Consider the following 23814-nt stretch of genomic DNA (forward strand, 5'->3'; position numbering starts at 1 on the left):
GGTCCTTGCCCCGCCACCTGTGGGAACCGCCGGGAATCGGGTCTGTTTGCAGTAGATAAGTGACGTCCTGCAGGCTCGAATTCCGAGCACCTGTACGCAACCAACCATCAATGGCTTCCTACAAGGTCACCCTGGTCAATGACAGCGAAGGTCTGAACAAGACCATCGACGTGCCCGATGATCAGTACATCCTCGATGCAGCTGAAGAACAGGGCATCGATCTTCCCTACTCCTGCCGCGCCGGTGCCTGCTCCACATGTGCAGGCAAGATCACTGCTGGCACAGTTGATCAGTCCGATCAAAGCTTCCTGGACGACGACCAGATCGAAGCTGGCTTCGTTCTCACCTGCGTGGCCTATCCCACTTCTGACTGCACCATCAAGACCCATGCAGAGGAGGAGCTCTACTGAGCTCGACGAGCCATCAAGCTCTGCTGGTTCTCCCTCAACATGGGAGCCCAGTTCAGTGACCACCCCTCCAAAGGGGTGGTTTTTTGTTGTTGAACCGTCTTCTATGAAAACGATTCCGTTGTGTCAGCAGTGAGCCGCCCTGTTGTCGACGCGCTGCTGGAGTCCGGCAGTGTTCACACAAGTCCTGGGGGGCAGTACAGCTTCCGCGTGATCGGGCCCTGTTGCCGTTTGTTTGACCGCGAAGAACTGCCATGGCCTTGCTGCCGGATCGCATGGAGAAGCAAAGAGCCGAGCTGGCGCCGGGTGGGACGTCGATTCGTGCCTGACCTGGCCGCCCGTCGCTGCCCCTCCTACGCCGTCGAGCTGCTGCAGCCTGGATCCCGGCCGACATCCACTGTGCTCACGTTGTTTTCAGGGGTGTTCAGCCGTGATCTGCAGGAATGGTGGTACAGCCGTCACCCCCGATCACTGGGTCCTGAGAACACTCTTCCCAAACAAACAGCCCCAATGTCCTGAAGCACACCGGGGCATACAAAATGATGTGGGGTTCTGAATGAGCTCAGAACCCTTGATTGCAGTGATGACGAGTTCACTCCCAGTCAGACGGGGATCAGAAATAAATCTTTCCGCCGCCCCAGGCGGTTCCCTGAACTTTCGGTGAAACAAGGATGTAGCCAGCCATCAAGCGAAGATCCTCATCGGTGAGGTCTCGCATTGCGGGGTAGAGCTCAGAGCTGCGCATGCTCGGGTGCAGTTCTGAGATGCTGTACTCACCGTCGTAGGACGTGGGGTCCTTCATGTAATCCACCAGGGCATCGACGTTGTCCCGTGGTGGTGTGGCAAGAGCCAGAGTTTCGGGGTCCAAGCCAACGTTGTGATTCGTTTTGGTGATGCCACCGGCATGGCAGGTGCCACAGCTTGTGTTGAAGACTTTGCGGCCTGTGTTGATCTCCTGCTCGGAGAAGGTGACATCGATCCCGTCAGGGTTGACCGGAACCGTGAGGGTTTCTGCGTCCCAACGGGCAGCCTGAGCAGGGCTGGCCATGACCAGGCCAATCAGCACTGGCACCAGAACAAGCAGTCCCTTCAGGGACCGCCGCAATGAGGAGAAAGAGATGTCCATGAAGGATGTCGGGGTATGACGGGAGTCAGCACCAAGCCCTTGTATCACGGAGCGAAGGTGCTCTGTGCCGGGATCACGAACTGTTGCAGCGGGGTTTGACGTCCAAGGTCATGAAGTCCTTCGCCACAACGCTATTTGGGAAGATGGCCTGGGCTTCAGCGAGAAGGTCGTCCGGGGTGACCGGGTTGCCATGGACGTAGCGAGGACTGAGGTGCGTCAGGGCCAGTTGGCCAACGCCTGCGGCCGCCGCAGTCTGAGCGGCCATGGTGCTGGTGGAGTGCTGTTTCTTGAAGGCCATCTCCGCTTCCGCATGCGCAAATGTTGACTCGTGAATTAACAAATCGGCTCCCCGTGCCAGCTCCACTGCGGCTTCGCAGAAGACGGTGTCGGTGCAATAGACGACACTCACTCCAGGCCGATCCTCACCGCAGAGAGCAGATCCTTCAATCACACGACCATCCTCGAGCCTCACGGAACCCCCACGTTTCAACTCCGCATAGATCGGACCGGGAGGGATACCAAGCGCACGCGCTTTCTCCACGTCAAACCGACCTGAACGGGGTTTCTGCTCCACGCGGTAGGCATAGGCAGGAACTCGGTGGCTGAGCGGAGTGCACCGAACAATGAAGTCGTTGTCTTCAAATAGAACCGAGTCCTGCTCGGCAGCGGGACGGCTGCGATGGACCGTCAATGGGTAGCCGATTCGAGTAGAGCTTGTATGAAGCACCCCCTTGAGATAGTCCTCCAACGGGTCAGGACCGTAGAGGTCGATCCCTTCGGTGCAGTTGCCAGCGAGCCCCAGGCTGGCCAGCAGACCCGGCAGTCCAAAGACGTGGTCGCCATGCATGTGCGTTATGAAAATTCGCCGCAGCTGGGAGAGGCGCAGATCACTGCGCAGGAACTGATGCTGCGTACCCTCGCCGCAGTCGAAGAGCCACATTTCTGCCCTTTGCGGCAGCCGCATCGCCACCGCGGAGACATTGCGACCCCGGGTCGGGACTCCTGAACTGGTACCGAGAAAGGTGACCTGCAAGGCCGCTGGCTCTCAGTCGTCATGCTGCCATCTGGCTGGCCCTCGACGGACAAGGCACCATGGGCTGTCCGTTTTGGCGTTGTGCGTTCCTTCCCCCTCTTTGGTGTCGCTGCTCTGCTCAGCCTGAACGCTGCTGTCCTGATCGCCCCTGCGGTTGCGGTGTCAGCCGCAAGGGAACCTGTGATGCGCGTTCTTCTGCTTGAAGGGCAGCGTCTCACGCTGAGGGCGGATGGTTCGCTGCCCATGCAAGTGCGTGGTGTTCCCGGTGGCGTTCGCGCTCTTCAGCGATTGGAGCTGCGTCTGAGCTCAGGGGGCTTGAGCGTATTGATGGATGGAGCACGCACACGAGTTGCGGTAGGAACTGCGTTGCAGGTGGAGAACGATGATCCACGCGGCATCTGGTTAGGGCAGCGTCGCTATCGCGGGGCCTTGCAGATCAGCAGTCGCGGAGGCCAGTTGCGGGTTGTGAATCAGCTGGGAATCGAGACCTATCTCGCCAGTGTCGTGGGCAGTGAGATGCCCCATCAATGGCCACTGGCGGCACTCCAGGCGCAGGCGGTGGCGGCGCGGACCTACGCCCTCCGGCAGAAAGGTCGAGGAGGTGGCTGGGATGTCAAGGCAACGGTGGCCAGTCAGATGTACAGGGGCGTGGAGTCCGAGACGGCGAGCACCCGAGAGGCCGTGAGCAGCACAAGAGCTCTGGTGCTGGTGCACGGTGGTCGGCTCATTGATGCGGTGTTCCACAGCAGTTCTGGCGGAAGGACCGAAGCCAGTGGGATGGTCTGGCGTCACCAGCTCCCCTACCTCGTGAGTGTTCTGGATCACGACCAACACAGTCCTGTGCACAGCTGGCAAAAACGCTTTGATGCCAAAACCCTGCGCGAGCGACTTCCAGAGACCGGAGGTCTTTTGAAACTGTCAGTCCTGACACGCAGCGCCAGCGGCAGGGTGCGTCAAGCGCGGATCCAGGGGCCCAGGGGCAGCCTTGTGATAAGCGGCCGAGAGCTACGCCGCAGGCTTGGTTTAAAGAGCACACTGGTGCAGTTTGAGTTTGTGTCTGGGCAGATCCAGACACGGCCCTCTCTGCCCACGCGGATACAACCTTTGCCTGCGATTGAGGGGTCAACGCCTGCCTCTAATGCGTCCCGTTCCCGCATCGATCGGATCACAGCCGCCGTAGCCGCCGTGCCTCCACCATCAGAGAGTGTGCTCAGGCTGCCGGTTTCGACGTTCTGGCCCTATGGCTCACAAACGCTGCCTAAGAGTGGCGTCAAGTTGCTCGTCCGCGGACAGGGGTTCGGCCATGGGGTTGGCATGAGCCAATGGGGTGCCCACGGGCTGGCACAGCAAGGAGCCGATTTCCGCACGATTCTTCGCCATTACTACAAAGGAGCGGATGTCGTGCCATTCAGGGCTTATTTCGATCCATCACTGGCACGTCTCACATCACCAGCGCCACTCTGGAGAGGTTGATCCAGCATCGCCGTGCATGCTTTTCCATTTCGGCTTGAGCATCGGTCGACGCAGGCTCAGTTAATTGACGCACTGGCCGATCAACTGGAAGGGCAGCTGCGTCTGCGCCTCAATGCAGAGGATGCCCTTAAGCCTCTCGGCCTGGCAACAGGGCGAACAATGGAGCCTGTTTATGCCGCGTTGGTCCAACGCTTGGCGGCCTGGTCTGAAGCGGATCTGAACAAGTTGAGAGAGGCATGGTCAAGTTTCAATCTGGACGAATACCTCGGCTTGCCAGTCGCTGATCCACAGGGCTACAGGACTTTCATGGAACGGCATCTGGGCTCTCCTCTCCAGCTGCCGTTTGGTTCAATGCATCTACCGGAGGGCTCAACAACTGACGGGCACGCTGCAGCCATGCAGTACTCCGATGCACTGAAGATGCACGGAGGGCTTGGCTTGCAGTTACTGGGGCTGGGGAGCAATGGCCATATCGGGTTCAATGAACCCCCCTGCCAACCTCACCTCCCCTGCCGTGTCGTTCCACTGTCTGATGCGACCCGCCTCCAAAACGCCGCCATGTTCGGAGGAAATCCTGGGCAAGTTCCAACGCATGCCATCACCCTTGGTTTGCAAGAAATCCTTGCTGCGGAGGAGATCCACCTGGTCGTGACCGGGGCAGCAAAGGCAAGGATCCTGCGACAGGTGCTGGATAGCACCCAGCCCGACGAGCATTTGCCTGCAAGCTGGCTGCGCTTGCATCAGCGGGTTTGGCTTTGGGCCGACGCGGAAGCAATGGAACCTTCTTAATCTCGGGCCAATGAACACGGTTCGATGAGCACCGACCCAGTTGAACGGCCGCTTGAGCAGACGTTTGAAACTGAAAAATTGACGCGGTTTATCCAAGATTGCCAAAGCTTGGAGGAACTCAGGCAAACAGCACTTTTTCTTGTCCAGCAGCTGGCTCAGCAAAAAGCAGCCAGCGCCTGGATGGCGAGCCGAGCCTCCGAATCAGAAAACGCAAAACTGGAGATGTTGGCGAAACTGATTCGACGCTCATCCGATGACGAGGTTGCGCCATCATCCTGACCCGCTTCACGCCTAAGGCTTGAACATTTTCAAATTCAGGGATCACACGGACCATTCGCAGTGATCTCTACAACATCACCAAGCTCTACTGTTTCAAGCAAGATATTGAGATCCTCTGAAGGCACATTCAAGCAACCTCCTGTAATTTTCTTTCCAACACGCTCTTCGTTATTGGTTCCATGGATAGCAAAACTGTACCACCTAAATTTTCCATCATATTCATTAAATTCGAACGGTTGCGGAATGGAATTGACTGGCGCTAGGCTGATATAACCATCACCATACTCTCGCGATATTCCATCACCTTTGAAATCGATGGCATTCATATTTTTAAAGAGATTCTGCTCTAGATAAGTTCTTGACTTCCCTGATTTTTCAACCAATGAAGGCTCCATTTCGAACTTGCTGTCGCTCAAGATTGCATTAACACGGAACTTGCCGATAGGTGTTACCCCTTCGATGAAAATCGTGTCTTCGCAGGAAATACCGTATTTCCCATAGCCAACTGAGAAGACTCGATTTTGTGAAGCACTGCTCAGGACTCCAGTGCTTTTGAAAGGCTCCTGAACATCGAGCAGGATCTTCAGCGTCGTCTGAGTGGGACTGGCAGTTGAAGGCTCCTTGGCGGGAGGGTTGATGCTGCAGCCAACCAGTAGAACCGGCAGACCACTCAGGGCGAGGCATAGAGCAGCACGCATGGTCTCATCGGATCATGCGTGCATCATGGCGAGCGAGCAAACGAATGGCCTCAAGCTCGAAGCAATTGGTAAGGGGTGCCTCGGTAAACAAGTTGAACATTTTTTCGGGAGTCTTCGATGCGATGCTCATACGTTGTGCGGCTGTAAAACAACTGACGCGCTTGAGGTTCTAATTTTGTGACAGCACTATATGTAACACCTCGGTACTGCATGAGTCGCATCGGTCAAACTTGTCTGGCAACAAATGCTTAGGGACGAAACTGAACCGCCGCAAGCCGGGATGTAGCACTAGATACCGCTTTCGCTTTCTCTTTGCCTACAGTAGTTCAGAATGATACTTTAAACAGGTCTAAAGTATCAAAGCGAACCTTAATGATTGCCGTTGATTAAGCTTCGTCGTGAGTGGTTCAACCATTAAAACGGTGAACGACTTGAGAAGTTCACATCAATACCGCACAACAAACAACAAAAAACCTCTTCAAACCATTAAAAAGCCGTACGTAAATTCAGCGAATAAAACTTACAACGACAAGAATTACTTAGGCTTTTTGGTTAGATCTCCAAAATCATCATCATTGGGCTGAAGGAATTGCCAGACCACCGGTACGGTGAAAACCACCACAAGCACGATGGTCGCGATGATCGCCGTGGTGTAATCACCCATCTTTCTCAATGCAATTCCCGTGAACCTTACCCACCTAGCCTCGACGCTGGCGTTCTGGGGGTCAGCAGCAGGACCTGCCTGGATAATCCATCACTTCCAGCGCGAGAGGTAGAGGCCGGGCGTTCACCAAGGAGGGCGTTCGCGTTATGCCTGGCACAAACGCTGGGAGGCGGCAGCTTGCGACTCCTGATCTGGCTGGTTGGGAGATTAGTAAAACGGTTCGTTCTCGTAAATATCAAGCCGAAGCGTTGGTCCGGAATAAGTCAATGGATCCGGTCCATCCGGAATTAATTCAACAGACCACTGATAGATGCCGGCTTTGGGATTGATGCCCCGCATCACGATGTTGACCTGTTCGCCCGGCTGTCCTGGTGGACCCAGAACAATGTTGAGGGCGGTGGGTTCATCGATGCTCTTGAGGCGAGCTCGTCCCTTTTCACCCTCTCCTCGCAATGCGTAAGGCCCTGTGTAGAGACTGGGCTCCTCTGGTCGCCAATCCCATTGATAAAGATTGGTGAGTTGTGTGAGCTTGATGCCCCGGAGAGAAGCTCCTGCATGCACCGGTATGGCAATGCTCAGGGTCGTTCTGTTGCGTTGGCCCTCCGTTTTGCTCGGGTTGTGAAGCGTGATCTTCGTTGGCGGAGTGGAAAAAAAAGTCTGAGCCTTGCTGGGGGCGGCACTGATGCAACCTCCACTGAAAGCAAGAGCGAGAGCAATCAATCGTGCGACACGCATAGGCGGTGATTTCGGAGGACTCAACAACAACCTTCAAGGTCCGTGGTCAAGCTCACCTTGCCAAGGGGTGGGTGCCAGGATCATCTCGTTATGAGGCAAAACAAAGACTCGCAGGTCATGAGCGCCAGGCCAGACTGTGAACTCCGGCGGTGATGGTATGTCAGTGGAATTTGGTGTTGTTTGTCTAGGCGCCGCTGTCGCCATCAGCATTTCGCTGGCTTTCGCCGCCTGGTTTGAACAGAGCAAGAACAAAGCAGACGACGAATGAAGGGCTCCAAATCCTGAACTATTCAAAACATGAAGCCAGCCAAGACAGCTCGACGACCCTCATCTTCACAAAACCAACAGCGCGGCAAGGGCACTCGCTTCAGAGTTCAGAATAGCGCTAAAAAACAATATCGAAGCCGAACAACTTGGCCTCCAAGAGAAGGCTTTTTCAATTTCAATCATGTTGTTCAAATCGATAGTTTCTGATTTTGGATTCCAAGGCTGCGGAAATATGGTAACAATGAAGACACCAAAATCGACGAACGCAAAAGGGATGAAAGGTTCAAATCACTAGAGATATCCTTAAAGAAACGTCGTGAAATGGGCTTTGCTCACCAGAATTTGCCGATTTTCAGGAGCATCAACGGAACAACGTTTATCCTCTGAACGTAGTTGAATAGGTGTTACTCGTAATCAGTCCAATCCAGCCCTGGAATAGGGGGGCATTCCGTTGTCATTTCTCTCCTGAAGGGATGAAGTTACGGCCAAGGGGTAGAGAAAGCCTGATTCTTAGGGAACCAACCATTGGCATGGGCTTTGAGGGCTCCAAGAAACGCATCACCCTCGATGTCTTCCCCTACGGAGAGTCGCGGCGGTCAAGGTGCACTTCCGTTAGAACATGGTTTCCTTGGAGATCTCAGCGTTGCTGCGCTTCCTCTACTTCAGCGGTTTGTTTGCAACGGCCTACTGGTTGATCGTTCTTCTTGTTCGCAAGGCCCTTGCTGCACGCACTGTGAATGTGATCGTGGAGTCACCAGAACGTACGGCCAGGATTCAGGCGCTGGAAAAGGCGTGGGATACCGAGGAATCCGATCAACAGCATGAGACGGACGACGTCTGACCCTCACCCGCCTGCTTCAACAAGCTGGTTCGACGGGGAAAAGCCGTCCATCAACATTGCACCCCACCGTTCTGTCCATCCAGAAAAAAACGACATTCTGGAACCTGAAAGCAGGTGAACGATTCGGTTCGGGTCTCTTCAACTGTCTTGAGGAATTGGAGGACTGATGAACGGGCGTTGCGCGGTCCCTATTCAGCCGCAACAGCCACCTTGCTGCAACGGAACGACGCTTACAGCGTTGACCACTTTTGAATCCATCAACACCCGTACTTGAATCCCTCCGTTTGGATCGTCTGCCATTTCAACGGCTAAAGCAACCAGCTCTGTCCCATCCGTTGTCTGATAGCTGAGTAATTCAAGTCGCTGAGGTTGGGTTGTTGCGGGCATCTTGGAGAGATCATCGATCCATCTCCACAAATAACGATTCATTCTCATCATCGATTCTCATTTGTCACAAGTGAGCCTTCAATCCGACTCTCGAAGCCACTCAGTCTCGTTCCAACGGCTCTAAACCACGCACTGGCACTTCTGTTTCCAGTGCCCACTCCTCGGCAGTGCTCTTATCAGTTTTGACCAGCCCAACAGGGGTCTGCAGTGCTATTCCATTGCATCTGAGACGTGTAAGCAGGTCATGCAGTTACGGCGGCTTCCCCAGCTCCGTCTCCAATGGCGGGGTTGACCCTCAGGGAAGGAGATTGATGCACCAAATGATTGCTATTCAACAAAAGACAGATTGATTCGTAAACATTCTGACAACCATTCGGAACAACGAGCCCTCACAGGAGGAAGCAATAGGAAGCAAGCATTTCAGTCGAACACGGCCAAGGCAATTAACAACTTATATCAATCACTCCCGAGAATCACGTTGTAGAGCTTCTGCATAGAACGAATTAACCGACTCTTTCTTTTGACATCAACTTGGCGACGCTGCTGGTTCAACTTTCCTGTAGCTTCTTGGCGAACGAGAACTAGATGGGCCAATTTTTCAAGCAAGGCCGCATCCTGATCGATGAGCAAGCGAAGATCCTGCCGCTCGATTTCTAGCAGAATCGTTTCTTCGATCGCACGTATTGTTGCTGCACGTGGCTCATTAGTGCAAACTGCCATTTCACCAAAAAGCTCTTTTTTACCCAGTTCTGCAAGATGGTGCTCCGTTCCTTGTGAATCCTGCTGAAACACTTCCACTGCTCCTTGGATCACATGGAAACAGCAGTCACCACTTTCTCCTTGCTTGATCACAATCTCTCCTTTCGCAAATCGAAGGCAACGTGTTAGTGGAGCCAGCTCTGCGATTTGCAAATCACTGAGAACACTAAAAAATTGACTTTCTGCAAGCCAAACCGTTTTTTGACGGTCGTCCGCATGAACAGGGCAGAGGCCTGAATGCAAATCCTTTTTGCGGGCAAGCGTACGAACAGGAAACGGAATACTTTGACCAATCCTTTCAAGAGAATACCAAATCTGCTCCAAAAGTTGTCCACGGATCTGAAGTCGCTTCACATCACCTTGATCCAAATGCCACACTTGAATTCCGTAATTGATCGCACTATCATCAAACTCTTTAACCCAAACATTTGGAGGCGGAGTAGCAAGAACATCGGAATGATGATGCACAACTCTCAACAGCAATTCAATGGCCTGAGAAGGCGGAAAACTGTAATCCAATCCAACCTCAAAACAATTTCCAAACGGTTTCATGGATTGGATTTTACGAAGTGGAGCCTGTGCAACGGTGTCATTCGGAATAATCAAGGTACAACCATCAAGTCCACTGCAGATATAAGTGTTCATCAAGGTCAAAGAGATAACTTGACCACGATATTCGCCAATTTCAATCCAATCACCTTCCTTAAATGGATGATCAAATTGAAGCCCCAAACCTCCAAATATATCCTTCAAAGGCTCTTGGGCAGCGAAACCGATCACCGCAGTCAAGAAAGCAGATGTTGTAATTAGGCCCGATAAACTAACGCCAGCTTGCTGGAGCACAACAAGCGTAATGATCGCGCCAAAAACGATTATACAAATGTCATTAAATATTTTTGGAGGTGTTTTCCACCAACCCCTAATTCTTGGAAGGTCAAAAAGTAACCAGCCAAACAAACTTAGCAGCCCATACAATAAAGCAAGCTGGCCGACAGTCGTTATGGTCGTCTGATAGTTTTGCAGCGAATTCGGTATAGGAAGTGACGAAAGTGTCCAGGTCCAAAGGCCAGTCAAAGGAAGCCCAACAGGGAATTTTTGGGATTTTGGCGTATGCCCCCTAGTCTGACGGAGTGCCAGCAACAGACACGTTGCAGCAAGAGTGATCAGAAAGCGCACAATAAGCGACATTCATCCCCCTTGATTTATTGCTTCATTCAATACGAGCAACATCAGCAATACAAACGATCTCAGCCAAACTATACAGTGAAATTTAAGATACGCATAGTCGACTTTTGAGAATATCATCTTGAAGCAAAATCTGACAACAAACCATGCAAAGCAATGTTGATTCAAGTCTTAAGCGCATTGAATAAGAAGCTTGCCTGATCCTTTTCAGAGGATGTCAACGAAAAACAAAATACCGCAGTTTTTACAGCAAAATCAGACAAATAGCGCCCATACATTTCACAAAGAGAGGCGAATATAATTAATACTTTGCCAAGACTAATTAGTAGGCTTTGTAGAGGCATCTGGCCAAAATCGCATCCCATAATGATTCCAATCAGCGCATAGAGAATGAAATGGGTGAGATCCTAGTGATTGCATCGGAGGAACATAGACATCTTTCACCGTCACACTCATGACTAACCACTATGAACTTGATCTTGCACAGCAGCAATCCCTCTCTGGTGGAGCAGCTGCAAATGATGACTTTGGCGTTACCCCTTGATCCTGATGTGAAAGTCGCAAGATCCTTCCTGGCAAAGCTCTTCCGCGGCTTCTTGGAAAAAGGAAAGATCTTTCTTCGAAATCCTCATCCGCTATATTCATCCTATTCACTAACTTACACTCAAACAATGACCATCAAATTATGAACAATGCTGCACAATCGATTGAACAACACAAAACCTTACTGGCGGAGCTGCTTGGATTCCTGCTCGTTACATCATTGCAAAAGAAGGAACAAAGGCGGCTTAATTTTATAAAGATCTATAGCAGAACATTAAAGAAGACAAATATAGTGGTGCGACAGCTGTCGGCGCTGCTCACAACTCAGGAAAGATCAACAAAACCGTATCAACTTAACACCCGTAAAAATCCTGCCAAAGCTGTCAGTTTTTTATGAAAAATCGTTATTGAAAATTGATCATCGCAAAGACAAAATACACGACAAACGAAGATAACTACTCCAGAATGGAAACCATCTGCACAACAGGTGGGTTCAGGTCATCGCCAAGCGAAACAAATTTAACTCTCCGATCACAAAATTCAAGCAGCCGATATTTTTGTGGACCTCCTACATAGCCAAAATCGCGACCGATAATTAAGCAGCCTCGACGAAAACAATCCAGTTTGTATGTAACCAATAGTGCACCTTGCCTATTTGGCGGGGTCCATATAGAAAATGATTGATTGGCTCGATCAATTTTTGTCTTGCAATATTGTGGACTGTTCTCTCCATATTGACACTGTGCCTCAAGGGCCCCTTTGGGGGGCCTCTCTCCCGGATAGGCCCAAACTGTAAACGAGCAGGCAAGAACATTGCCCACCAAAAGAAGACCTAAACGAAGAAGCATTTTTGCATCACTGAATTTTTTCATGATTATTAGACTCACATCTTTTAATTATAAGCAAGAATGCACAGTCTGATTAACTTTTTGACATTGCAACTTAATGACTCATGCTGGTAGGAGCGTGGAAACAGAACTTCGACACCGCACTTGATGTAGTAACACCCCACGGCTCATCTCACCAGATGAGGTGGCACCACAGCACTACACTGGTGCCAACAAGAAGGTCCTTGATCTCATAAGCCGAGGTTCAAGGGGGCAGATCAACGTGCAGTTAGATTCACCTTTGACTGCATAATGCGAGGGAGCTAGTGTTGAAGCGATTGCAATGAAAAAGCTATTTTACAGAGAGATATAAATAATATCATCATTGGATCATCATGACATCCGAAAGCTTTTACCAATCGCGCGAACACCAAGGTCTATTTTTCCCCTCACAATCCACTGTGCGAATGTATTGCTGTTAGGGCCAGGCCAATACCTGTACTGATGAATGAATGGGTAGCAACTTGGTGATGTTTCAATTTTTTCAACAATTGGTAGAGCATCATCACCGGTCCATTGCTGAATCAATCGAGATGGACCATTGCCAACACCCTGAAGGGGTGCCAAAAGGTTCTTATGCAAATGTCCCCAGCTCGTTTCATTCTGTCTGGCGTGCTGCCACACTTCCCAGCGATCACAACTCTGGTAGCCACTTTCTCGGGCACCACGAAGAAGAAGAAGCCAATAATGATCGGCAAAAAATCCTGGCAACCCAGGTATTGTTGCAGCTCTAAGCTCAACTATGGTCATTCAGAGGTTGTTGCATTTTAATTACAACCATTAAATCACCTTGACCAGTGGATGCACATCAACAACACGAACTGCACCGAGCCAAGAAATTAGTGCATAATAAAATCATCTAGACTTGTCAAACAGCACAGACCTTCATGCATCACAACACTTACAAAAAATAATATCAAGAACAAGCAGAATTGCCTTGGTACCTAACGCATATCCATGGGAAGAAGGTTTGAGGATATCAAAACAACCAAAACGAGAGATGTCAGACAACATCTCCAATCAGGCATTTTACTGATGTTTAAGCAGGTGCAAATTTCAATCCCCAACACAAGGTCAACATTTCTCCAAGAAGGGACGTTGACGATGATTCGATCGGCAGCCGAGGATCATCCAGTTGGCAGGCGACTAGCTAGTACACCATCAACTCAAGCCAAATCAGGGAGGTTAGCGAGATGGTAGAAATCGTTAAAGCCAACCATTGGTCCTTGACGATACTGAGCATGGTGTTGATGCGATTGCCCTAATAAAGCAATGTCTGAGCAATACGCCAGATGTTGATGGCCTTGCATCGAGAAGCACCTGAACATGGAGTGTCCAACGACAGATATTGCTTGTGTAGGCGGAGTCTGAGGCCAAGGTGCAGCGCAAGGAATGCTTGGACGGTGGATCGTTCGATGGTGCAGAAACCGTGAACTCAACCGTGTGGGTGTTGACTCCGTTGAGCTTTGAGCTTCTAAGGCGGTGATCTCGTCTTGGATGTGCTCCTGCGGCACAAACGAGGGCCATAGGGTCTATTCAGTCATTTCTTTTTCATGACCGAAGGGAACGCCTGCCAAGGAGCCTCAAAACAGCACGGCGGCACGAAGAGGGCGATGCTCGCTTACGGCGGCATCCAAATCACCGCCGCCGCTGTTTCTGCCATCTCCCTGGCAGCAATCGCTTTGAGTTTGTGTGCGATGAAAAAAGAGCAAAGCATTCAACGGTTGCATTGAAGAGATCATGACTGAGGGCAAATCCAACGCCCAGGCAGTTCGCTTCTGCAATTGAGGACAGTGAAGGGGGAGATCCGCTCATGTCCAGAAGTTCTGATACGTCCTAGAAAGGGAATGAGTTCAGAGACCCATTGATCGAATAAACCAGGTCTCAACGACCTTCAGGGGGCATTGAATGCCCCCTTTCAAATGACTGCCAATGCTGGTCCCATTCTTCCTCTAGTTGGATGGACGTTAAGGAGTTGTAGAAGCCACGCCACTTTTTTTCGGAGTTGGGATCCGTAGCGACAAGTGAGACCAGCAGAGTGATTGCCTGCTCTTCTGAGTAGATATTACCGGATGGAGATTGGAGTTGCATCAGAGGAAGGGAAGTCGACACAGGGCAGCAATCGACAGCGCTAGACCAGGACGTGACACGCTGCGGCTTGAGTTGGACTGTTGCTCAAGGTGAGTCTTCATCGCTTTCTCTTGTTTGCTTTTCGGGTGCCTCCGTATTGATAGCCGGGTTCTTTCGACTGGATGCGCCAGCACTCCGGACATGCAAACTTCCACGCAATTGAAGCAGCCGTTCGAATTCTGTATTGGACGGGCCCCTTGGTGGAACAAAAATCACAGCTCACGGCGGGATTTTCACGTAGGAATCCATTGTTGTACAGGAACTTTATGACTAGGGAGGGCCGATGCAGTTCCCTCGACATTTTGTGGAAGGCGGTGCTGAACGTTGTCATAAAAGATTCTTAATCAGTGCGCATCACACCTTAGTCATATCTGGTTAGTTTCTTCAAACAATGAACGTGCCATTCAGAGCTTTATTAAAGTATATGCAATCCAAACGAATAGAGCTATTCACCAATAACACCAACTCAAAAACCCTTTACAGATGGAGGCAATGTTCAACAGATACTCCAACCAACTATAAAAGAGATGCGTCCCAAGAACAGCAGAACTTGGAGCTAAGCGACACGACCTACACCCCCTTCACCATGGCTACATACGTCAAAATGATGCAATTCACAAGAGAAAACTCTTCTTAAAATTGATCGTTCAAAGCAAATTCCAAAGACGCAGACCCTTGTATTTAGCTGATGAGCGATGGCCTCGAAACACCTTGAATTAACGGCTAAATTAAAATATTGATTTTTATCAGGGCCTCGTATTTTTACGCTTTTCAAGGTATCCTATAAATATAAATTGTACCAATGCTATGTTTAAGTTAAAAACGCAGCTCGATGCTCATTATAACGGTCTAAAACTAGTGGTGTTCGATCAGGATGGCAACAAGCTAGCCAGCAGAAAGCCAGAGCGAAAGAAATCTCACTTCCTATTTGACAAATCTGAAATTTCAGATGGCACCAGCCCGATCAACATAAGCCTCAAACTTATTGATATCAACAAAAAAAAGCCGAATATAAGTATTAACAAGACTGATTACACTCTTTCATCAAAGCGGCAGTTTTTTGACCTGACCGTTCCAGCCAAAAAAGATAATTATAAATTGACCATAAATCCTCAACTCACAAATGTTGGCTCTGCAATCATTCTCGACGATTTCAATGCAGGCAGATCAATACTAATTGGTAATTCTAATCCCGCTGTAATAACCAAGCCAAATTTTGATGATGCCAAGTTTCCTGCTAAAGACTCGAACACAAACTTAGAAACAATTGAAACGCCAAATCTTGATGATATCGGAGTTCCTACCAAGGATCCAACATCCAACTTAGATACCATCAAAAACCCAAATTTTGACGGGAACAAAGTACCAACCGAAAGCCCTATCCCCCGATCCAAGTATCTGGCATTTAGTGGTGGTGGCTTTAATAGCCATTCATTCCTTTCTGGAATGTTATCTGGGGCTCTGGACAGGCGTCAAGAAGAAAGCAAAAATCAGCCTTCCAAAACAGGAGACTTCAGCAATAAAAGCAAAGGGCAGGCATCCAAAACAGAAGGTTTAAATATAAATTCAAATCCCTTTACCCCTTCAGAGGAAAGAGACAATGCGATTTCATTTTCCCCTTCCCAAGGGAGAGATCTGAAGCATCTAATGTCTAATGTATCAGGCATTTCCGGAAATTCTGGAGGATCTTGGTTCTTAACAGCGTTAGCATTTTCCGAAGATTTTTCCTCGGAATTTGAGAGTAAAGTTCAAATGGATAGATTCTTCGAAACAGGCTATTACGGTCAATTGCGTGATATCTTTGAAAACGATTTGTTTTACGAAAAAACATTAGGTGGAAACAAGAAAAGACTCCTCGCTTATCGTAAATATCTCAAAAATATTGCTGACTGGCAATGGACTGAAGTTGTCAAAAACACCAGCTATGGACCATACAATATGAAAAGTGACTTTATTAATCGCGACTTTAATTCTCCCAGAGTTGAGTGGGCTGACGATATTCACATCATCATCAATGCATCCCTGTTCCAGTCAGATGCTATTATTTATGGTGATGAAGGGTTGGGTACATTTAGAGACATCCATTCTCGTATTACGACACCCTCACACCAGCCAAATGGTAATTTTGCAACGCCAATAGCTTTCTATAGTAAGGCTGAAAATCCCGGATATGGCAACTCAAAAATTGCTTATATGAAGTTGTTGAGTGGGAGCGATGGAAAAAATAAACTTCGCAAGGAGCAGACTTTTGGGAATGATCATGCAAGTATAGACATTGCTGATGGCAGTGACCAAAATATAGGAATTAGTGGCATGAGAATCATGGAACCGTCCATGGGTTCATCTGCCGCTTTCGGGATCATGGCTGCACAACGCCCTGACAGTCTCTTTCAATGGTTTGAAGAGTTGCGAGGAAGTAAGTTGGCAAAATTGGCACCGCTTGCCTCAATTAATAAACATCTGAATCAATTTAATTTTGAGAAAGAAATTGAAGTAAGAAAAAATGATTACAATGGTATTTGGGAGGATATTAAAGACGAAGGGTATACTCGTGTTACGGATGGTGGCTATACAGATAATACATCAGCCGCAAACTTAATGAGATTTATTCAAGAAGAAGATGGAACCGACACACCCTTTGAAATGACCATATTTAAACAGGCCAGTATTCCACTCGATGGCTCTAAAGACAAAAATAATGACGTGATCCCTCTCGGTGATACGAGCTTGTCTGCTGACTTAGCTGGTCTTTTTGGCGCAGATGGAGGATTTGATCAGCAGGATGGTGATCTTGTTGAATTTTGCGCTAAGCCCTTAGGCTGTAGGGATGTTGTGACGAGCCAGGTCTTTGATTCCTCTGCGTGGGATGGAGTCACATCTCCGAGCTGGGAATACACCATTAATAACCTTGGTGGTCTTTTCGGCGGAATTTTTGTAAGATATTTTGAGTTAGATGTTATTACTGTAGATAATGCAGCGTTTGGTGTACAAGGTGGCCAGCAAGGAAAAGTGAGAATATTTTATTCAAATAATAGTGAATCCCTTGCTTCTCCCAAGACTCTTGATCAATACGATCAATATCAGCGAAACTTTGACGCTTACAGAGATATCATTCAAAAAGATGAACCCTACGCAACTTTTGAAGATGCTTTCGGACTCTAAGGGATAGAGTATAATAATAATATTATGCACCATCGAAAAATTATCGTCTCACAGTTTATTTTTGGCACAGGTCATTAACCACCCATACACAGAGAGATTTTTTAGGCCGAGGCGCTTAGGGAGTCACTCAAAGACGGATCTGGCCCAGACAACCTCACTACCTAGGCACCCCTACCCCCTTATCTCGAGCATGCCCCCAGCTCTTGCCCTACCCCCTACCTCATCAGCTACCTGCATCTAGGAAAAGTCCGAGCGTCGCGGGCAGCAATATGGAACAACGCGGAGCTGTTGATGGTGAATGCCAGTCTGAACTGGGCCTCAATCTCGGGGCTGCTGCTGATGGCCCTCTGGGTTCCTGCACTCGTGGTGTCGTTGCGACGCTTCGATGTGTTGATGGATCGGGATCAACCGCGCGCTTCGCTTCAGGGGCTCGATTTAGCCTGGTTTCTGATCACCCTGGCCGGACGCTGCACCGCCCTGCCGCTGGTTGGTTCGATCATGTTTTTTCAGGGGTGGCGGTTGGATCCGATCCTTCAATTCGGATTGTCCCTGCTCGTATGGGGCACCATCGTTGAGTCGATCCCCTCCATTCGTGCGGACCACCGAGCGTTGCAGCAACGCTCAGCAAAGGATGGTCAGCAATCCAGCCGACAGCGGGCTCTGGAGCGTCGCCTTCGCGATCGTGTCTGGCCCTGGTCGTTCGCGCATGCAGTTCTACCTTTTGCTGGCATCTATTACGCGATTACCCGGCGCACAATCACACCATTGCTATGGGATTTCGTGGCACGTTTTGTCGTGCTGCTGATCACTAGCGGCGTGTTCTTAATTTTCCAGCGTTTCTCGGACGCAGAGACAGTGAACTCATGGATTCCACTGGCTGTGTTCTGGGTGTTCTGGGTGTTGATCGTGGTGAATGTGTTCGCCGGTCTCCTGCCCGTGCGAGTTGCCATCCGCCGAACGCAGGCAGATGCCCGTCGCCGTTTGGAAGCCCACGGTTGACCATGGCGCTTACAGCTCGCCGGGATCACAGGGAGCTGGTGGCATGAATGTGTGGGCAAGTCCATAAGGCATTGCCTGGGGATTCGTGCAGGCCGTAACGGTTTACCGGGGCTCGGGCCTCTCGGGGGATCGGGCTGCCATCAACCACTCGACCACCTCTTGAAAAACGAGTGACGACAACGGAGAGGGTGGGGTTCGGACCCACCAGCACGAGGTCATGAATCATGTGCTCTAACCAGGCGCCTGATTCCGGCAGAGCAAGATCTGAACTTTCGACCTTCGGGTTATGAGGCTGACGATCAACCGGACTGCCCTACCTCATAGCCACTTCTGTCTGAGTTCAATTGACTTAGAAAGGATTGAGTTCTTCCCAGGCTGCTGACGACCACTTCCGATCCAGCCGGATGGTGGCCAAGCTCCAGCAATGCCGATCAAACACCGATCACTTCAACCAGCAGCCGAGAAGCCGAACGGCGAGGGTTGGCTCGCGAATGCTGATCAACAGAAGCTCGTCCACTTCAAGCCAGACATCCCGACCGCGAATGGTGAGTGGGTGATCCTGAGAACGTTCCATTGGCGGCCGCCGGCTTACCCAATCCCGCAAATGCAGAGACGAATGCTGCGCCACGATGCAATTGAGGCATGGCAAACGATGCTGAAAACGGGCTGGCAGCGTTGCGCACCTCCACTCCGTTGAACGACGAGGCCCAAGCCAGCGAAGCCTGAGCGGAGCGGAGCGCAGTGATGGGTCGGGTTGATATCAACAAACAGCAGGGTGATCCAGCTGCAAGGCGGCAATACGTCGTCAACGTCAGCCTGAGGCATTCCTTTCCCTCATTGATTCGAATCATGACCTCAGCAGTGCCGCGTTCCTCAAATCCCATGCAGGACAGTGCTTTTAGCGAAAAACACCGGCTGTGCTGAGAGTGTCACCTGTCTTTCATTAAACCCCTCAGACTGCTGACCAAAAGATAATCAGAGCATCAAAAAGTCAGCTGAGATGTTGAAGTTATCCGGGAAGAGATTCCCACGACCACAGGCTTAAGTCATGAAAAGAATTACAGTTCAATTCTTAGCGTTTTAGGATGCCTATGGCTCATTGGATAGCGAAGAGTTCATTGGGAGAAAAAATGTCAGCGACGGAATGTACGGAAAGGAAGGTGATGACAAGATGTGGGGCTATGGAAGAAATGACTGCATAGATGGCGGCTAGGGATTTGACTTGCTAGTTGGCGATACTGGAAATGACTCCCTGTACGGGCAGGTGATTCTCTTTATTGAGGTGAGGAGAATGACAATCTGGATGGGAGTTTGGGAAACGATTTGTTGGATGATCGATAGCGACAACACCAACGCCTTCCTGCTCAGAAATTTTATTTGATTGCTCTTGTCGACTTAGCTCACAAGAACTTGCTTCGAATTATAACGCCTATCCTTTGCAACTTTCTAAATACTCCTCAAACTTTTTCTTTACCTCCTCACAATTCCTTGCGCCTTCTTCTGCCATGTAAGTCACAAGCCAATTGGAATCATCACTGCTGTCAAGCTTGTTTAAGAGGTTTGATGTTTTGGCCAAAGCTTCCTCCGTCGCATCGTATTTCCATTGGCTTCTTCTGCGGCTACGAGTATTATATTCACCGAAAAGAAAGAGGAAAAGCAAGATTTCTATCACTTTATTTCCGACTGGTTCGTCTCGATAATTGTGCGAAGATCCTCCGACATTAGACAATTCGCAAATAGATTTAAATTCATCGCCATAAGGATGGCTTTGTAGCATTTTCCTGACGTACGAACGTAGGTATGTCATGCACATACAAAACTTTTCAGCATCCTGAGAGAAACCCGCTTAGTTGTCAAGATAATTTGCGGGGATACTAAAATAGATTCATATCTGACGCCCTTCTAATTTGCCAATCCTCAGGCACAATGGAGGGGATGACACAGAAAGAAAAAACCCGCGCCTCAAAAACACTAGAGGTCTCTCTGTCGCATCAGTTGATCGGGCATATCATGGAAGTAGCAATCGAGCGAACTCAAAGAGATGGAGAGCTACAATAAGAAAATACTAAAATTTTCCATAAGATTCAACATAATAATGGCCATCTTGATGCTTGGATTGCCTGCGAGGGCTGTCGAATTTCCGTACGAAGTCCCAGGGACGATCGATAATCCATATAGCGATACAGACTCAATTTGCACTGTCATTCTGCCTTCGAAAAAGCCGCATGAAGAGCAGAATGAGGTTGGCTTACTAGACGATCCAAACTCTAATTTTGTCCGATACCACGCACGATGCAAAGAGCAAGAGCCAGAAAACGACTGGATGGGTTTTGGTTTTGAAATCGACTGCAAAAATAAACAAATTTTGGGTGTCGACGGTGATTTGGTTACCTATGAATTCGGATGGTGGGCTGGCGAAACTGACAGAAGCCTTGGGGGAGGTGACGGGCGATATGCTACAACAGTCTCTAGTACATATCATAAAAACGGAGGCACATACACGCTCAAATACGTTAACTATCTTGCCTACCTCAACCATTCCGTCTACCAACCTATTTACGATGCAATTTGCACCAATCAGCCAAGCAACATGTCGGCTTGTTACTAACTCTCAGAAGTGAGATTAATTCGCGGTTTATCTGAAGGCTAGCGAGCAGCCTATCGAACGCAAACAGCGTGAAGCACGGGCCAAATTGATAGATAAAAGCTTGGAATAGATGCATGCAAGATTAAGACCACAATCCTTTGCAAACAGATTCGGAATAATAGCATCATCAAGAAAGACAATTGCATATCATTGCAAGATCAAAGGAGCACTAGTTACGTAGCTGCCATTGCAACGAAGGCAGCTGATAAACCAATAACAAGGACCAATAAATCCGAAGCAAAAGCAGTGTTATTCATTGTTATCGATGCAGAGTGTCGTGGTGAATGGAAGCCGTGCTGGCCCCTTCATTCACAAGATCACAGTCCGCTTGGTGAATAATCCTGTTCATCTCTGGTGAGGATTCACCGCGTTGGTGGTGACTCGCCGGTGAAGCAGTGCGCTTTGCTCAAATCCACTGCAAGACAGTGGTTTTTAAAAAAAACCCCGCCATTGCTGACGGGGATGCTGATTCGTGTTGTTTTGCCGGGGGATTGATCGGGGACCACACGCCCTACCCTGCTTTTCCCGTTGGGTTTTGTATTGCTTTCAGCTTGAGTGTGAGGAGACGCTCCAGCATCAGGATCCCCGGCAGCATTATCAGATTTCAGCAATTAATTTGATATCATGATTGTTAGTAAGTTCAATCTGCGCCTCTAGTTCAACATTTGGATTCAATCCTTGAATTTCTGCCAATACACCAAGGTCTGTGGAAACGATTAACCTTCCGGCTGCATTAAAAGCAAAGCCTAAATCTTGGAAAGATAGACTGTTATAAGCCACGAGTTCAAACTTAATTCTATCTCCAACATCCTTAAAGTCAGTGATTAGATCAGTGCTGATTCCTTGGCGATGCTCATTTCGCTGGCCAACTACAAAATGATCGGCGCCATCACCACCGGTCATGGTGTCGGATTCACTGCCGCCCCTCAGATAATCATCTCCAGCACCGCCAACCAAGGTATCTCTGTCCAAAGCACCATTAAGACGATCGTCTCCATCTCCACCGTTTAAATAGGCTCCTCCTGAATGTGGAGCGAACAGCCTGTCGTCTCCTTGTTCACCGTAACCGATGTGTGCATTAATTACGTCATTTCCCTTCCCGCCATAGATTGTGTCAACACCATCTGTACGGCGGAATGCTGAGTCATCGCCATGGAGGCGGTCGTTGCCGTCGCCTCCATAGATCAGGTCACTTCCGTGTTGACCATAAATGGTGTCGTTTTCATCTGTACCAAGAATATAATCATCTGAATGCTCTCCGATAATTCGACCTCGATTGTCGGTATTCTCGCCAGGGGTAATGATATTAAACTTTTCCCAAATTGGCTTGGGTGGATTTTTTGAATCCCACAGCATTTCGGGTTTCAGCTTGCTTGGATCAATTGTGGACTTCTCATAAATCGCCTTGATTTTCGAGTTGATTTTGAAAGTCATTGTTTTGAGTGGTGTGTGGTTTACGTCGTTGGGGGAATCCCCGGCCGATGAACACACCATCTCGGAACTTGCATGTCGATTCGATGATCTGAGTCAGCGGTCGCTGTGAGGTTGGACACAGGCTCTAAATTCCACTCCTCCACAGCCCTCGACATTCACAAGATCACAGCCCTGTTCGTGAACTGCTGTTCCTCTAGGGGTATGGAACTGGTGGTCTGGCTGAATGCCTGCTGAGTTAGCTCCTTTCACTCAGAAGCACTGCAACGTGGTGCTTTTCAGAGACTCACGCACTCAAGCCAAGGTGCCAGCCAACCATTCTGACTGCTTCCTTTCTCGTCGAGATCGAGTTCTTGTCGTCATACATCAGCTTTGCCACAGCGGATTTATCAAGCTCTCCCATCCCTACAGAAAGCCAAACCTTGAACCTGTGAGAGTCGTTTTCACGCATGGCAGGGATCAGTTGTCCCATTCGTCGTGCAAAGGCTTAGGAGGTGCCGTGTGTTTTGGATTCAATGCGGCTCCTGGAGGTGATCCCAACTTGATTCTCAGGATGCAGATGTAATCAAAACCCCACACTTGGCGGGGCTATCAGCCGTGTAAGTTTTGTTGGGAGATGGATGACAACAATCAAGGCTGTCTGCTTTACTCTTGCGGGCTTGTATCTCCTTCAATCGCTTGCGCTTGTACGTCTATTGCTTCGCATTTATGACAAATATGCCGTCAAGGAATTTTTATGTCTTTCAAGTCTACAGTTAGAGCTCGCAAGAAAACCAAAAGCCTGTCGAGCGCAAAATAAATCATAATAACTGCTATCATACCGGTTAAAGATTCAAATACTGCTATGAATATATGCAGTATTTGCATTGATGTTGCATTGATAGCTTTAAGCACCTGGTCTAGGCCCAAGTCTACAAGTTCAAACATTGCTGCAGCCATCGCAAACATTGCGAGGAAGAAAAGGCTTTGAGCTTTTTCATCCTCTCCAAGTACTGCCTTATGCCTTCCAATATTGACAAGAAAATTCGAGACCAGGAAGAACATAGAGAACAGAGTTAAGTGCAACACCTCTTTTTGTGAATTGAATTCTACATACTCCACTACTGTATAGGCAATAAGTGCAAGCATCAGCATGGCCCTGAGCGCCGAGAAGGTGAATGCAAGTATTCTCTTGGTTCTCAAGTTGGGCACCCTCTGAGTATTCACTGAAATCAGCTTGATATTGTTACTACTTAACTGTACTGGTTCTGCGCCTGAACATCAATCGTTTCAATAACGATTACTCTAAGATCCCGACATACATCAATACAGCAAGTACATACAAAAATGATTGCGACAATAGAGTCGAAGAAATTCATTTGATTGATACGAT

33 protein-coding genes are annotated in these 23814 nt (G+C 49.1%); 16 read left to right on the forward strand and 17 right to left on the reverse strand.

The annotated features are described in order from the left end of the window. Positions 1-110: 110 nt before the first annotated feature. Both SIB64_RS15955 and SIB64_RS15960 read left to right on the forward strand, forming a co-directional pair. Positions 111-410, forward strand: coding sequence for a ferredoxin (locus SIB64_RS15955; RefSeq protein ID WP_413441160.1), 300 nt, complete (start codon positions 111-113; stop codon positions 408-410). A 129-nt stretch (positions 411-539) separates the two neighbouring features. Beyond that, entirely contained in the window at positions 540-926 is a 387-nt protein-coding gene (locus tag SIB64_RS15960) for a hypothetical protein (protein WP_413441161.1), read from the forward strand. Between the two features lie 94 nt (positions 927-1020). Here SIB64_RS15960 and psbV read toward each other — a convergent pair whose 3' ends face one another. Next, positions 1021-1533, reverse strand: coding sequence for a photosystem II cytochrome c-550 (psbV, locus tag SIB64_RS15965; protein ID WP_413441162.1), 513 nt, complete (start codon positions 1531-1533; stop codon positions 1021-1023). Positions 1534-1606: 73 nt separating this feature from the next. Further along, on the reverse strand, positions 1607-2566 hold the full coding sequence (gene rnz, locus SIB64_RS15970; RefSeq protein ID WP_413441163.1) for a ribonuclease Z: 960 nt from the start codon (positions 2564-2566) through the stop codon (positions 1607-1609). 21 nt (positions 2567-2587) lie between these two features. On the opposite strand from rnz, the gene SIB64_RS15975 reads away from it, so the two are divergent. From SIB64_RS15975 to SIB64_RS15985, 3 genes are read left to right on the forward strand one after another with little or no spacing between them, the layout of a single operon-like run. Then, positions 2588-4039 (forward strand): SpoIID/LytB domain-containing protein, encoded by a 1452-nt coding sequence (locus SIB64_RS15975; protein WP_413441164.1) that lies wholly within the window; start codon positions 2588-2590, stop codon positions 4037-4039. A 12-nt stretch (positions 4040-4051) separates the two neighbouring features. Continuing rightward, positions 4052-4828, forward strand: coding sequence for a glucosamine-6-phosphate deaminase (locus tag SIB64_RS15980; protein ID WP_413441165.1), 777 nt, complete (start codon positions 4052-4054; stop codon positions 4826-4828). A gap of 24 nt (positions 4829-4852) precedes the next feature. Continuing rightward, positions 4853-5107, forward strand: coding sequence for a hypothetical protein (locus tag SIB64_RS15985; RefSeq protein WP_413441166.1), 255 nt, complete (start codon positions 4853-4855; stop codon positions 5105-5107). A 35-nt stretch (positions 5108-5142) separates the two neighbouring features. On the opposite strand, the gene SIB64_RS15990 is transcribed toward SIB64_RS15985, so the two are convergent. From SIB64_RS15990 to SIB64_RS16000, 3 genes are all read right to left on the reverse strand, one after another. After that, positions 5143-5805 carry a L,D-transpeptidase family protein gene (locus SIB64_RS15990; RefSeq protein WP_413441167.1) on the reverse strand — a complete coding sequence of 221 codons (663 nt, stop codon included), beginning with the start codon at positions 5803-5805 and terminating at the stop codon, positions 5143-5145. A gap of 535 nt (positions 5806-6340) precedes the next feature. Next, positions 6341-6469: a hypothetical protein gene (locus SIB64_RS15995; protein WP_413441168.1), complete on the reverse strand. Its 129-nt coding sequence runs from the start codon at positions 6467-6469 to the stop codon at positions 6341-6343. Between the two features lie 207 nt (positions 6470-6676). After that, a complete protein-coding gene (locus SIB64_RS16000) occupies positions 6677-7204 on the reverse strand; it encodes a DUF2808 domain-containing protein (protein ID WP_413441169.1) in 528 nt (175 codons plus the stop codon). 136 nt (positions 7205-7340) lie between these two features. On the opposite strand from SIB64_RS16000, the gene SIB64_RS16005 reads away from it, so the two are divergent. Together SIB64_RS16005 and SIB64_RS16010 are read left to right on the forward strand one after the other, a co-directional pair. Then, positions 7341-7472 carry a hypothetical protein gene (locus SIB64_RS16005; RefSeq protein WP_413441170.1) on the forward strand — a complete coding sequence of 44 codons (132 nt, stop codon included), beginning with the start codon at positions 7341-7343 and terminating at the stop codon, positions 7470-7472. Between the two features lie 618 nt (positions 7473-8090). Then, positions 8091-8312, forward strand: coding sequence for a hypothetical protein (locus SIB64_RS16010; RefSeq protein WP_413441171.1), 222 nt, complete (start codon positions 8091-8093; stop codon positions 8310-8312). Between the two features lie 192 nt (positions 8313-8504). On the opposite strand, the gene SIB64_RS16015 is transcribed toward SIB64_RS16010, so the two are convergent. Next, a complete protein-coding gene (locus SIB64_RS16015) occupies positions 8505-8699 on the reverse strand; it encodes a hypothetical protein (protein WP_413441172.1) in 195 nt (64 codons plus the stop codon). 456 nt (positions 8700-9155) lie between these two features. After that, the gene (locus SIB64_RS16020; protein ID WP_413441173.1) at positions 9156-10646 is read right to left on the reverse strand and encodes a cyclic nucleotide-binding domain-containing protein; all 1491 of its coding nucleotides are present in this window, start codon (positions 10644-10646) and stop codon (positions 9156-9158) included. 500 nt (positions 10647-11146) lie between these two features. Here SIB64_RS16020 and SIB64_RS16025 point away from each other — a divergent pair, with 500 nt between their 5' ends. Then, the gene (locus tag SIB64_RS16025; protein WP_413441174.1) at positions 11147-11332 is read left to right on the forward strand and encodes a hypothetical protein; all 186 of its coding nucleotides are present in this window, start codon (positions 11147-11149) and stop codon (positions 11330-11332) included. Continuing rightward, a complete protein-coding gene (locus SIB64_RS16030) occupies positions 11329-11583 on the forward strand; it encodes a hypothetical protein (RefSeq protein ID WP_413441175.1) in 255 nt (84 codons plus the stop codon). The genes SIB64_RS16025 and SIB64_RS16030 overlap by 4 nt, the downstream gene beginning before the upstream one ends. Positions 11584-11641: 58 nt before the next feature. On the opposite strand, the gene SIB64_RS16035 is transcribed toward SIB64_RS16030, so the two are convergent. Together SIB64_RS16035 and SIB64_RS16040 are read right to left on the reverse strand one after the other, a co-directional pair. Beyond that, positions 11642-12058 carry a hypothetical protein gene (locus tag SIB64_RS16035; protein WP_413441176.1) on the reverse strand — a complete coding sequence of 139 codons (417 nt, stop codon included), beginning with the start codon at positions 12056-12058 and terminating at the stop codon, positions 11642-11644. Between the two features lie 348 nt (positions 12059-12406). Beyond that, the gene (locus tag SIB64_RS16040; protein WP_413441177.1) at positions 12407-12823 is read right to left on the reverse strand and encodes a DUF3750 domain-containing protein; all 417 of its coding nucleotides are present in this window, start codon (positions 12821-12823) and stop codon (positions 12407-12409) included. A gap of 803 nt (positions 12824-13626) precedes the next feature. On the opposite strand from SIB64_RS16040, the gene SIB64_RS16045 reads away from it, so the two are divergent. Further along, positions 13627-13806, forward strand: coding sequence for a hypothetical protein (locus tag SIB64_RS16045; protein WP_413441178.1), 180 nt, complete (start codon positions 13627-13629; stop codon positions 13804-13806). Between the two features lie 151 nt (positions 13807-13957). Here the strand turns inward: SIB64_RS16045 and SIB64_RS16050 are convergent, their stop codons facing one another. Next, positions 13958-14164 carry a hypothetical protein gene (locus tag SIB64_RS16050; RefSeq protein ID WP_413441179.1) on the reverse strand — a complete coding sequence of 69 codons (207 nt, stop codon included), beginning with the start codon at positions 14162-14164 and terminating at the stop codon, positions 13958-13960. Between the two features lie 846 nt (positions 14165-15010). Between SIB64_RS16050 and SIB64_RS16055 the strand changes: the two genes are divergently transcribed. Continuing rightward, positions 15011-17365 carry a hypothetical protein gene (locus tag SIB64_RS16055; RefSeq protein WP_413441180.1) on the forward strand — a complete coding sequence of 785 codons (2355 nt, stop codon included), beginning with the start codon at positions 15011-15013 and terminating at the stop codon, positions 17363-17365. A 291-nt stretch (positions 17366-17656) separates the two neighbouring features. Next, positions 17657-18364 (forward strand): hypothetical protein, encoded by a 708-nt coding sequence (locus tag SIB64_RS16060; RefSeq protein WP_413441181.1) that lies wholly within the window; start codon positions 17657-17659, stop codon positions 18362-18364. Positions 18365-18389: 25 nt separating this feature from the next. On the opposite strand, the gene SIB64_RS16065 is transcribed toward SIB64_RS16060, so the two are convergent. After that, the gene (locus SIB64_RS16065) at positions 18390-18590 is read right to left on the reverse strand and encodes a hypothetical protein (RefSeq protein WP_413441182.1); all 201 of its coding nucleotides are present in this window, start codon (positions 18588-18590) and stop codon (positions 18390-18392) included. A 198-nt stretch (positions 18591-18788) separates the two neighbouring features. On the opposite strand from SIB64_RS16065, the gene SIB64_RS16070 reads away from it, so the two are divergent. After that, positions 18789-19061, forward strand: a complete 273-nt coding sequence (locus SIB64_RS16070) for a DUF1651 domain-containing protein (protein WP_413441183.1) — start codon at positions 18789-18791, stop codon at positions 19059-19061. Here the strand turns inward: SIB64_RS16070 and SIB64_RS16075 are convergent. Further along, positions 18953-19189 (reverse strand): hypothetical protein, encoded by a 237-nt coding sequence (locus tag SIB64_RS16075; protein ID WP_413443091.1) that lies wholly within the window; start codon positions 19187-19189, stop codon positions 18953-18955. The two genes, SIB64_RS16070 and SIB64_RS16075, sit on opposite strands and share 109 nt — an antisense overlap. Between SIB64_RS16075 and SIB64_RS16080 the strand changes: the two genes are divergently transcribed. Then, positions 19109-19288 carry a hypothetical protein gene (locus SIB64_RS16080; RefSeq protein WP_413441184.1) on the forward strand — a complete coding sequence of 60 codons (180 nt, stop codon included), beginning with the start codon at positions 19109-19111 and terminating at the stop codon, positions 19286-19288. The two genes, SIB64_RS16075 and SIB64_RS16080, sit on opposite strands and share 81 nt — an antisense overlap. A gap of 505 nt (positions 19289-19793) precedes the next feature. Here SIB64_RS16080 and SIB64_RS16085 read toward each other — a convergent pair. Further along, positions 19794-20141, reverse strand: coding sequence for a hypothetical protein (locus SIB64_RS16085; protein ID WP_413441185.1), 348 nt, complete (start codon positions 20139-20141; stop codon positions 19794-19796). 318 nt (positions 20142-20459) lie between these two features. On the opposite strand from SIB64_RS16085, the gene SIB64_RS16090 reads away from it, so the two are divergent. Next, entirely contained in the window at positions 20460-20972 is a 513-nt protein-coding gene (locus tag SIB64_RS16090; RefSeq protein WP_413441186.1) for a hypothetical protein, read from the forward strand. Between the two features lie 401 nt (positions 20973-21373). Here SIB64_RS16090 and SIB64_RS16095 read toward each other — a convergent pair whose 3' ends face one another. Together SIB64_RS16095 and SIB64_RS16100 are read right to left on the reverse strand one after the other, a co-directional pair. Continuing rightward, the gene (locus SIB64_RS16095) at positions 21374-21622 is read right to left on the reverse strand and encodes a hypothetical protein (RefSeq protein ID WP_413441187.1); all 249 of its coding nucleotides are present in this window, start codon (positions 21620-21622) and stop codon (positions 21374-21376) included. Beyond that, positions 21609-22445, reverse strand: coding sequence for a calcium-binding protein (locus tag SIB64_RS16100; RefSeq protein ID WP_413441188.1), 837 nt, complete (start codon positions 22443-22445; stop codon positions 21609-21611). The genes SIB64_RS16095 and SIB64_RS16100 overlap by 14 nt, the downstream gene beginning before the upstream one ends. A 111-nt stretch (positions 22446-22556) precedes the next feature. Between SIB64_RS16100 and SIB64_RS16105 the strand changes: the two genes are divergently transcribed. Continuing rightward, a complete protein-coding gene (locus tag SIB64_RS16105) occupies positions 22557-22679 on the forward strand; it encodes a hypothetical protein (RefSeq protein ID WP_413441189.1) in 123 nt (40 codons plus the stop codon). Between the two features lie 49 nt (positions 22680-22728). Here the strand turns inward: SIB64_RS16105 and SIB64_RS16110 are convergent, their stop codons facing one another. Together SIB64_RS16110 and SIB64_RS16115 are read right to left on the reverse strand one after the other, a co-directional pair. After that, the gene (locus SIB64_RS16110; protein WP_413441190.1) at positions 22729-22893 is read right to left on the reverse strand and encodes a hypothetical protein; all 165 of its coding nucleotides are present in this window, start codon (positions 22891-22893) and stop codon (positions 22729-22731) included. Between the two features lie 272 nt (positions 22894-23165). Beyond that, positions 23166-23633, reverse strand: a complete 468-nt coding sequence (locus SIB64_RS16115; protein ID WP_413441191.1) for a hypothetical protein — start codon at positions 23631-23633, stop codon at positions 23166-23168. Positions 23634-23814: the final 181 nt, after the last annotated feature.

It is taken from the genome of Synechococcus sp. MIT S1220, from assembly GCF_047303025.1.
Lineage (GTDB): Bacteria > Cyanobacteriota > Cyanobacteriia > PCC-6307 > Cyanobiaceae > Parasynechococcus.

Excerpts from the sequence above, each read along its gene's own strand:
- SIB64_RS15955 (WP_413441160.1), top strand. The coding sequence starts at position 111 with ATGGCTTCCTACAAGGTCACCCTGGTCAATGACAGCGAAGGTCTGAAC.
- psbV (WP_413441162.1), bottom strand. The coding sequence starts at position 1,533 with ATGGACATCTCTTTCTCCTCATTGCGGCGGTCCCTGAAGGGACTGCTT.
- SIB64_RS15975 (WP_413441164.1), top strand. The coding sequence starts at position 2,588 with ATGCTGCCATCTGGCTGGCCCTCGACGGACAAGGCACCATGGGCTGTC.
- SIB64_RS15985 (WP_413441166.1), top strand. The coding sequence starts at position 4,853 with ATGAGCACCGACCCAGTTGAACGGCCGCTTGAGCAGACGTTTGAAACT.
- SIB64_RS15990 (WP_413441167.1), bottom strand. The coding sequence starts at position 5,805 with ATGCGTGCTGCTCTATGCCTCGCCCTGAGTGGTCTGCCGGTTCTACTG.
- SIB64_RS15995 (WP_413441168.1), bottom strand. The coding sequence starts at position 6,469 with ATGGGTGATTACACCACGGCGATCATCGCGACCATCGTGCTTGTGGTG.
- SIB64_RS16000 (WP_413441169.1), bottom strand. The coding sequence starts at position 7,204 with ATGCGTGTCGCACGATTGATTGCTCTCGCTCTTGCTTTCAGTGGAGGT.
- SIB64_RS16010 (WP_413441171.1), top strand. The coding sequence starts at position 8,091 with ATGGTTTCCTTGGAGATCTCAGCGTTGCTGCGCTTCCTCTACTTCAGC.
- SIB64_RS16015 (WP_413441172.1), bottom strand. The coding sequence starts at position 8,699 with ATGCCCGCAACAACCCAACCTCAGCGACTTGAATTACTCAGCTATCAG.
- SIB64_RS16020 (WP_413441173.1), bottom strand. The coding sequence starts at position 10,646 with ATGTCGCTTATTGTGCGCTTTCTGATCACTCTTGCTGCAACGTGTCTG.
- SIB64_RS16030 (WP_413441175.1), top strand. The coding sequence starts at position 11,329 with ATGAACAATGCTGCACAATCGATTGAACAACACAAAACCTTACTGGCG.
- SIB64_RS16035 (WP_413441176.1), bottom strand. The coding sequence starts at position 12,058 with ATGAAAAAATTCAGTGATGCAAAAATGCTTCTTCGTTTAGGTCTTCTT.
- SIB64_RS16040 (WP_413441177.1), bottom strand. The coding sequence starts at position 12,823 with ATGACCATAGTTGAGCTTAGAGCTGCAACAATACCTGGGTTGCCAGGA.
- SIB64_RS16045 (WP_413441178.1), top strand. The coding sequence starts at position 13,627 with ATGACCGAAGGGAACGCCTGCCAAGGAGCCTCAAAACAGCACGGCGGC.
- SIB64_RS16050 (WP_413441179.1), bottom strand. The coding sequence starts at position 14,164 with ATGCAACTCCAATCTCCATCCGGTAATATCTACTCAGAAGAGCAGGCA.
- SIB64_RS16055 (WP_413441180.1), top strand. The coding sequence starts at position 15,011 with ATGTTTAAGTTAAAAACGCAGCTCGATGCTCATTATAACGGTCTAAAA.
- SIB64_RS16060 (WP_413441181.1), top strand. The coding sequence starts at position 17,657 with ATGGTGAATGCCAGTCTGAACTGGGCCTCAATCTCGGGGCTGCTGCTG.
- SIB64_RS16065 (WP_413441182.1), bottom strand. The coding sequence starts at position 18,590 with ATGATTCATGACCTCGTGCTGGTGGGTCCGAACCCCACCCTCTCCGTT.
- SIB64_RS16070 (WP_413441183.1), top strand. The coding sequence starts at position 18,789 with ATGCCGATCAAACACCGATCACTTCAACCAGCAGCCGAGAAGCCGAAC.
- SIB64_RS16080 (WP_413441184.1), top strand. The coding sequence starts at position 19,109 with ATGGGTCGGGTTGATATCAACAAACAGCAGGGTGATCCAGCTGCAAGG.
- SIB64_RS16075 (WP_413443091.1), bottom strand. The coding sequence starts at position 19,189 with ATGCCTCAGGCTGACGTTGACGACGTATTGCCGCCTTGCAGCTGGATC.
- SIB64_RS16085 (WP_413441185.1), bottom strand. The coding sequence starts at position 20,141 with ATGCTACAAAGCCATCCTTATGGCGATGAATTTAAATCTATTTGCGAA.
- SIB64_RS16090 (WP_413441186.1), top strand. The coding sequence starts at position 20,460 with ATGGCCATCTTGATGCTTGGATTGCCTGCGAGGGCTGTCGAATTTCCG.
- SIB64_RS16100 (WP_413441188.1), bottom strand. The coding sequence starts at position 22,445 with ATGACTTTCAAAATCAACTCGAAAATCAAGGCGATTTATGAGAAGTCC.
- SIB64_RS16110 (WP_413441190.1), bottom strand. The coding sequence starts at position 22,893 with ATGCGTGAAAACGACTCTCACAGGTTCAAGGTTTGGCTTTCTGTAGGG.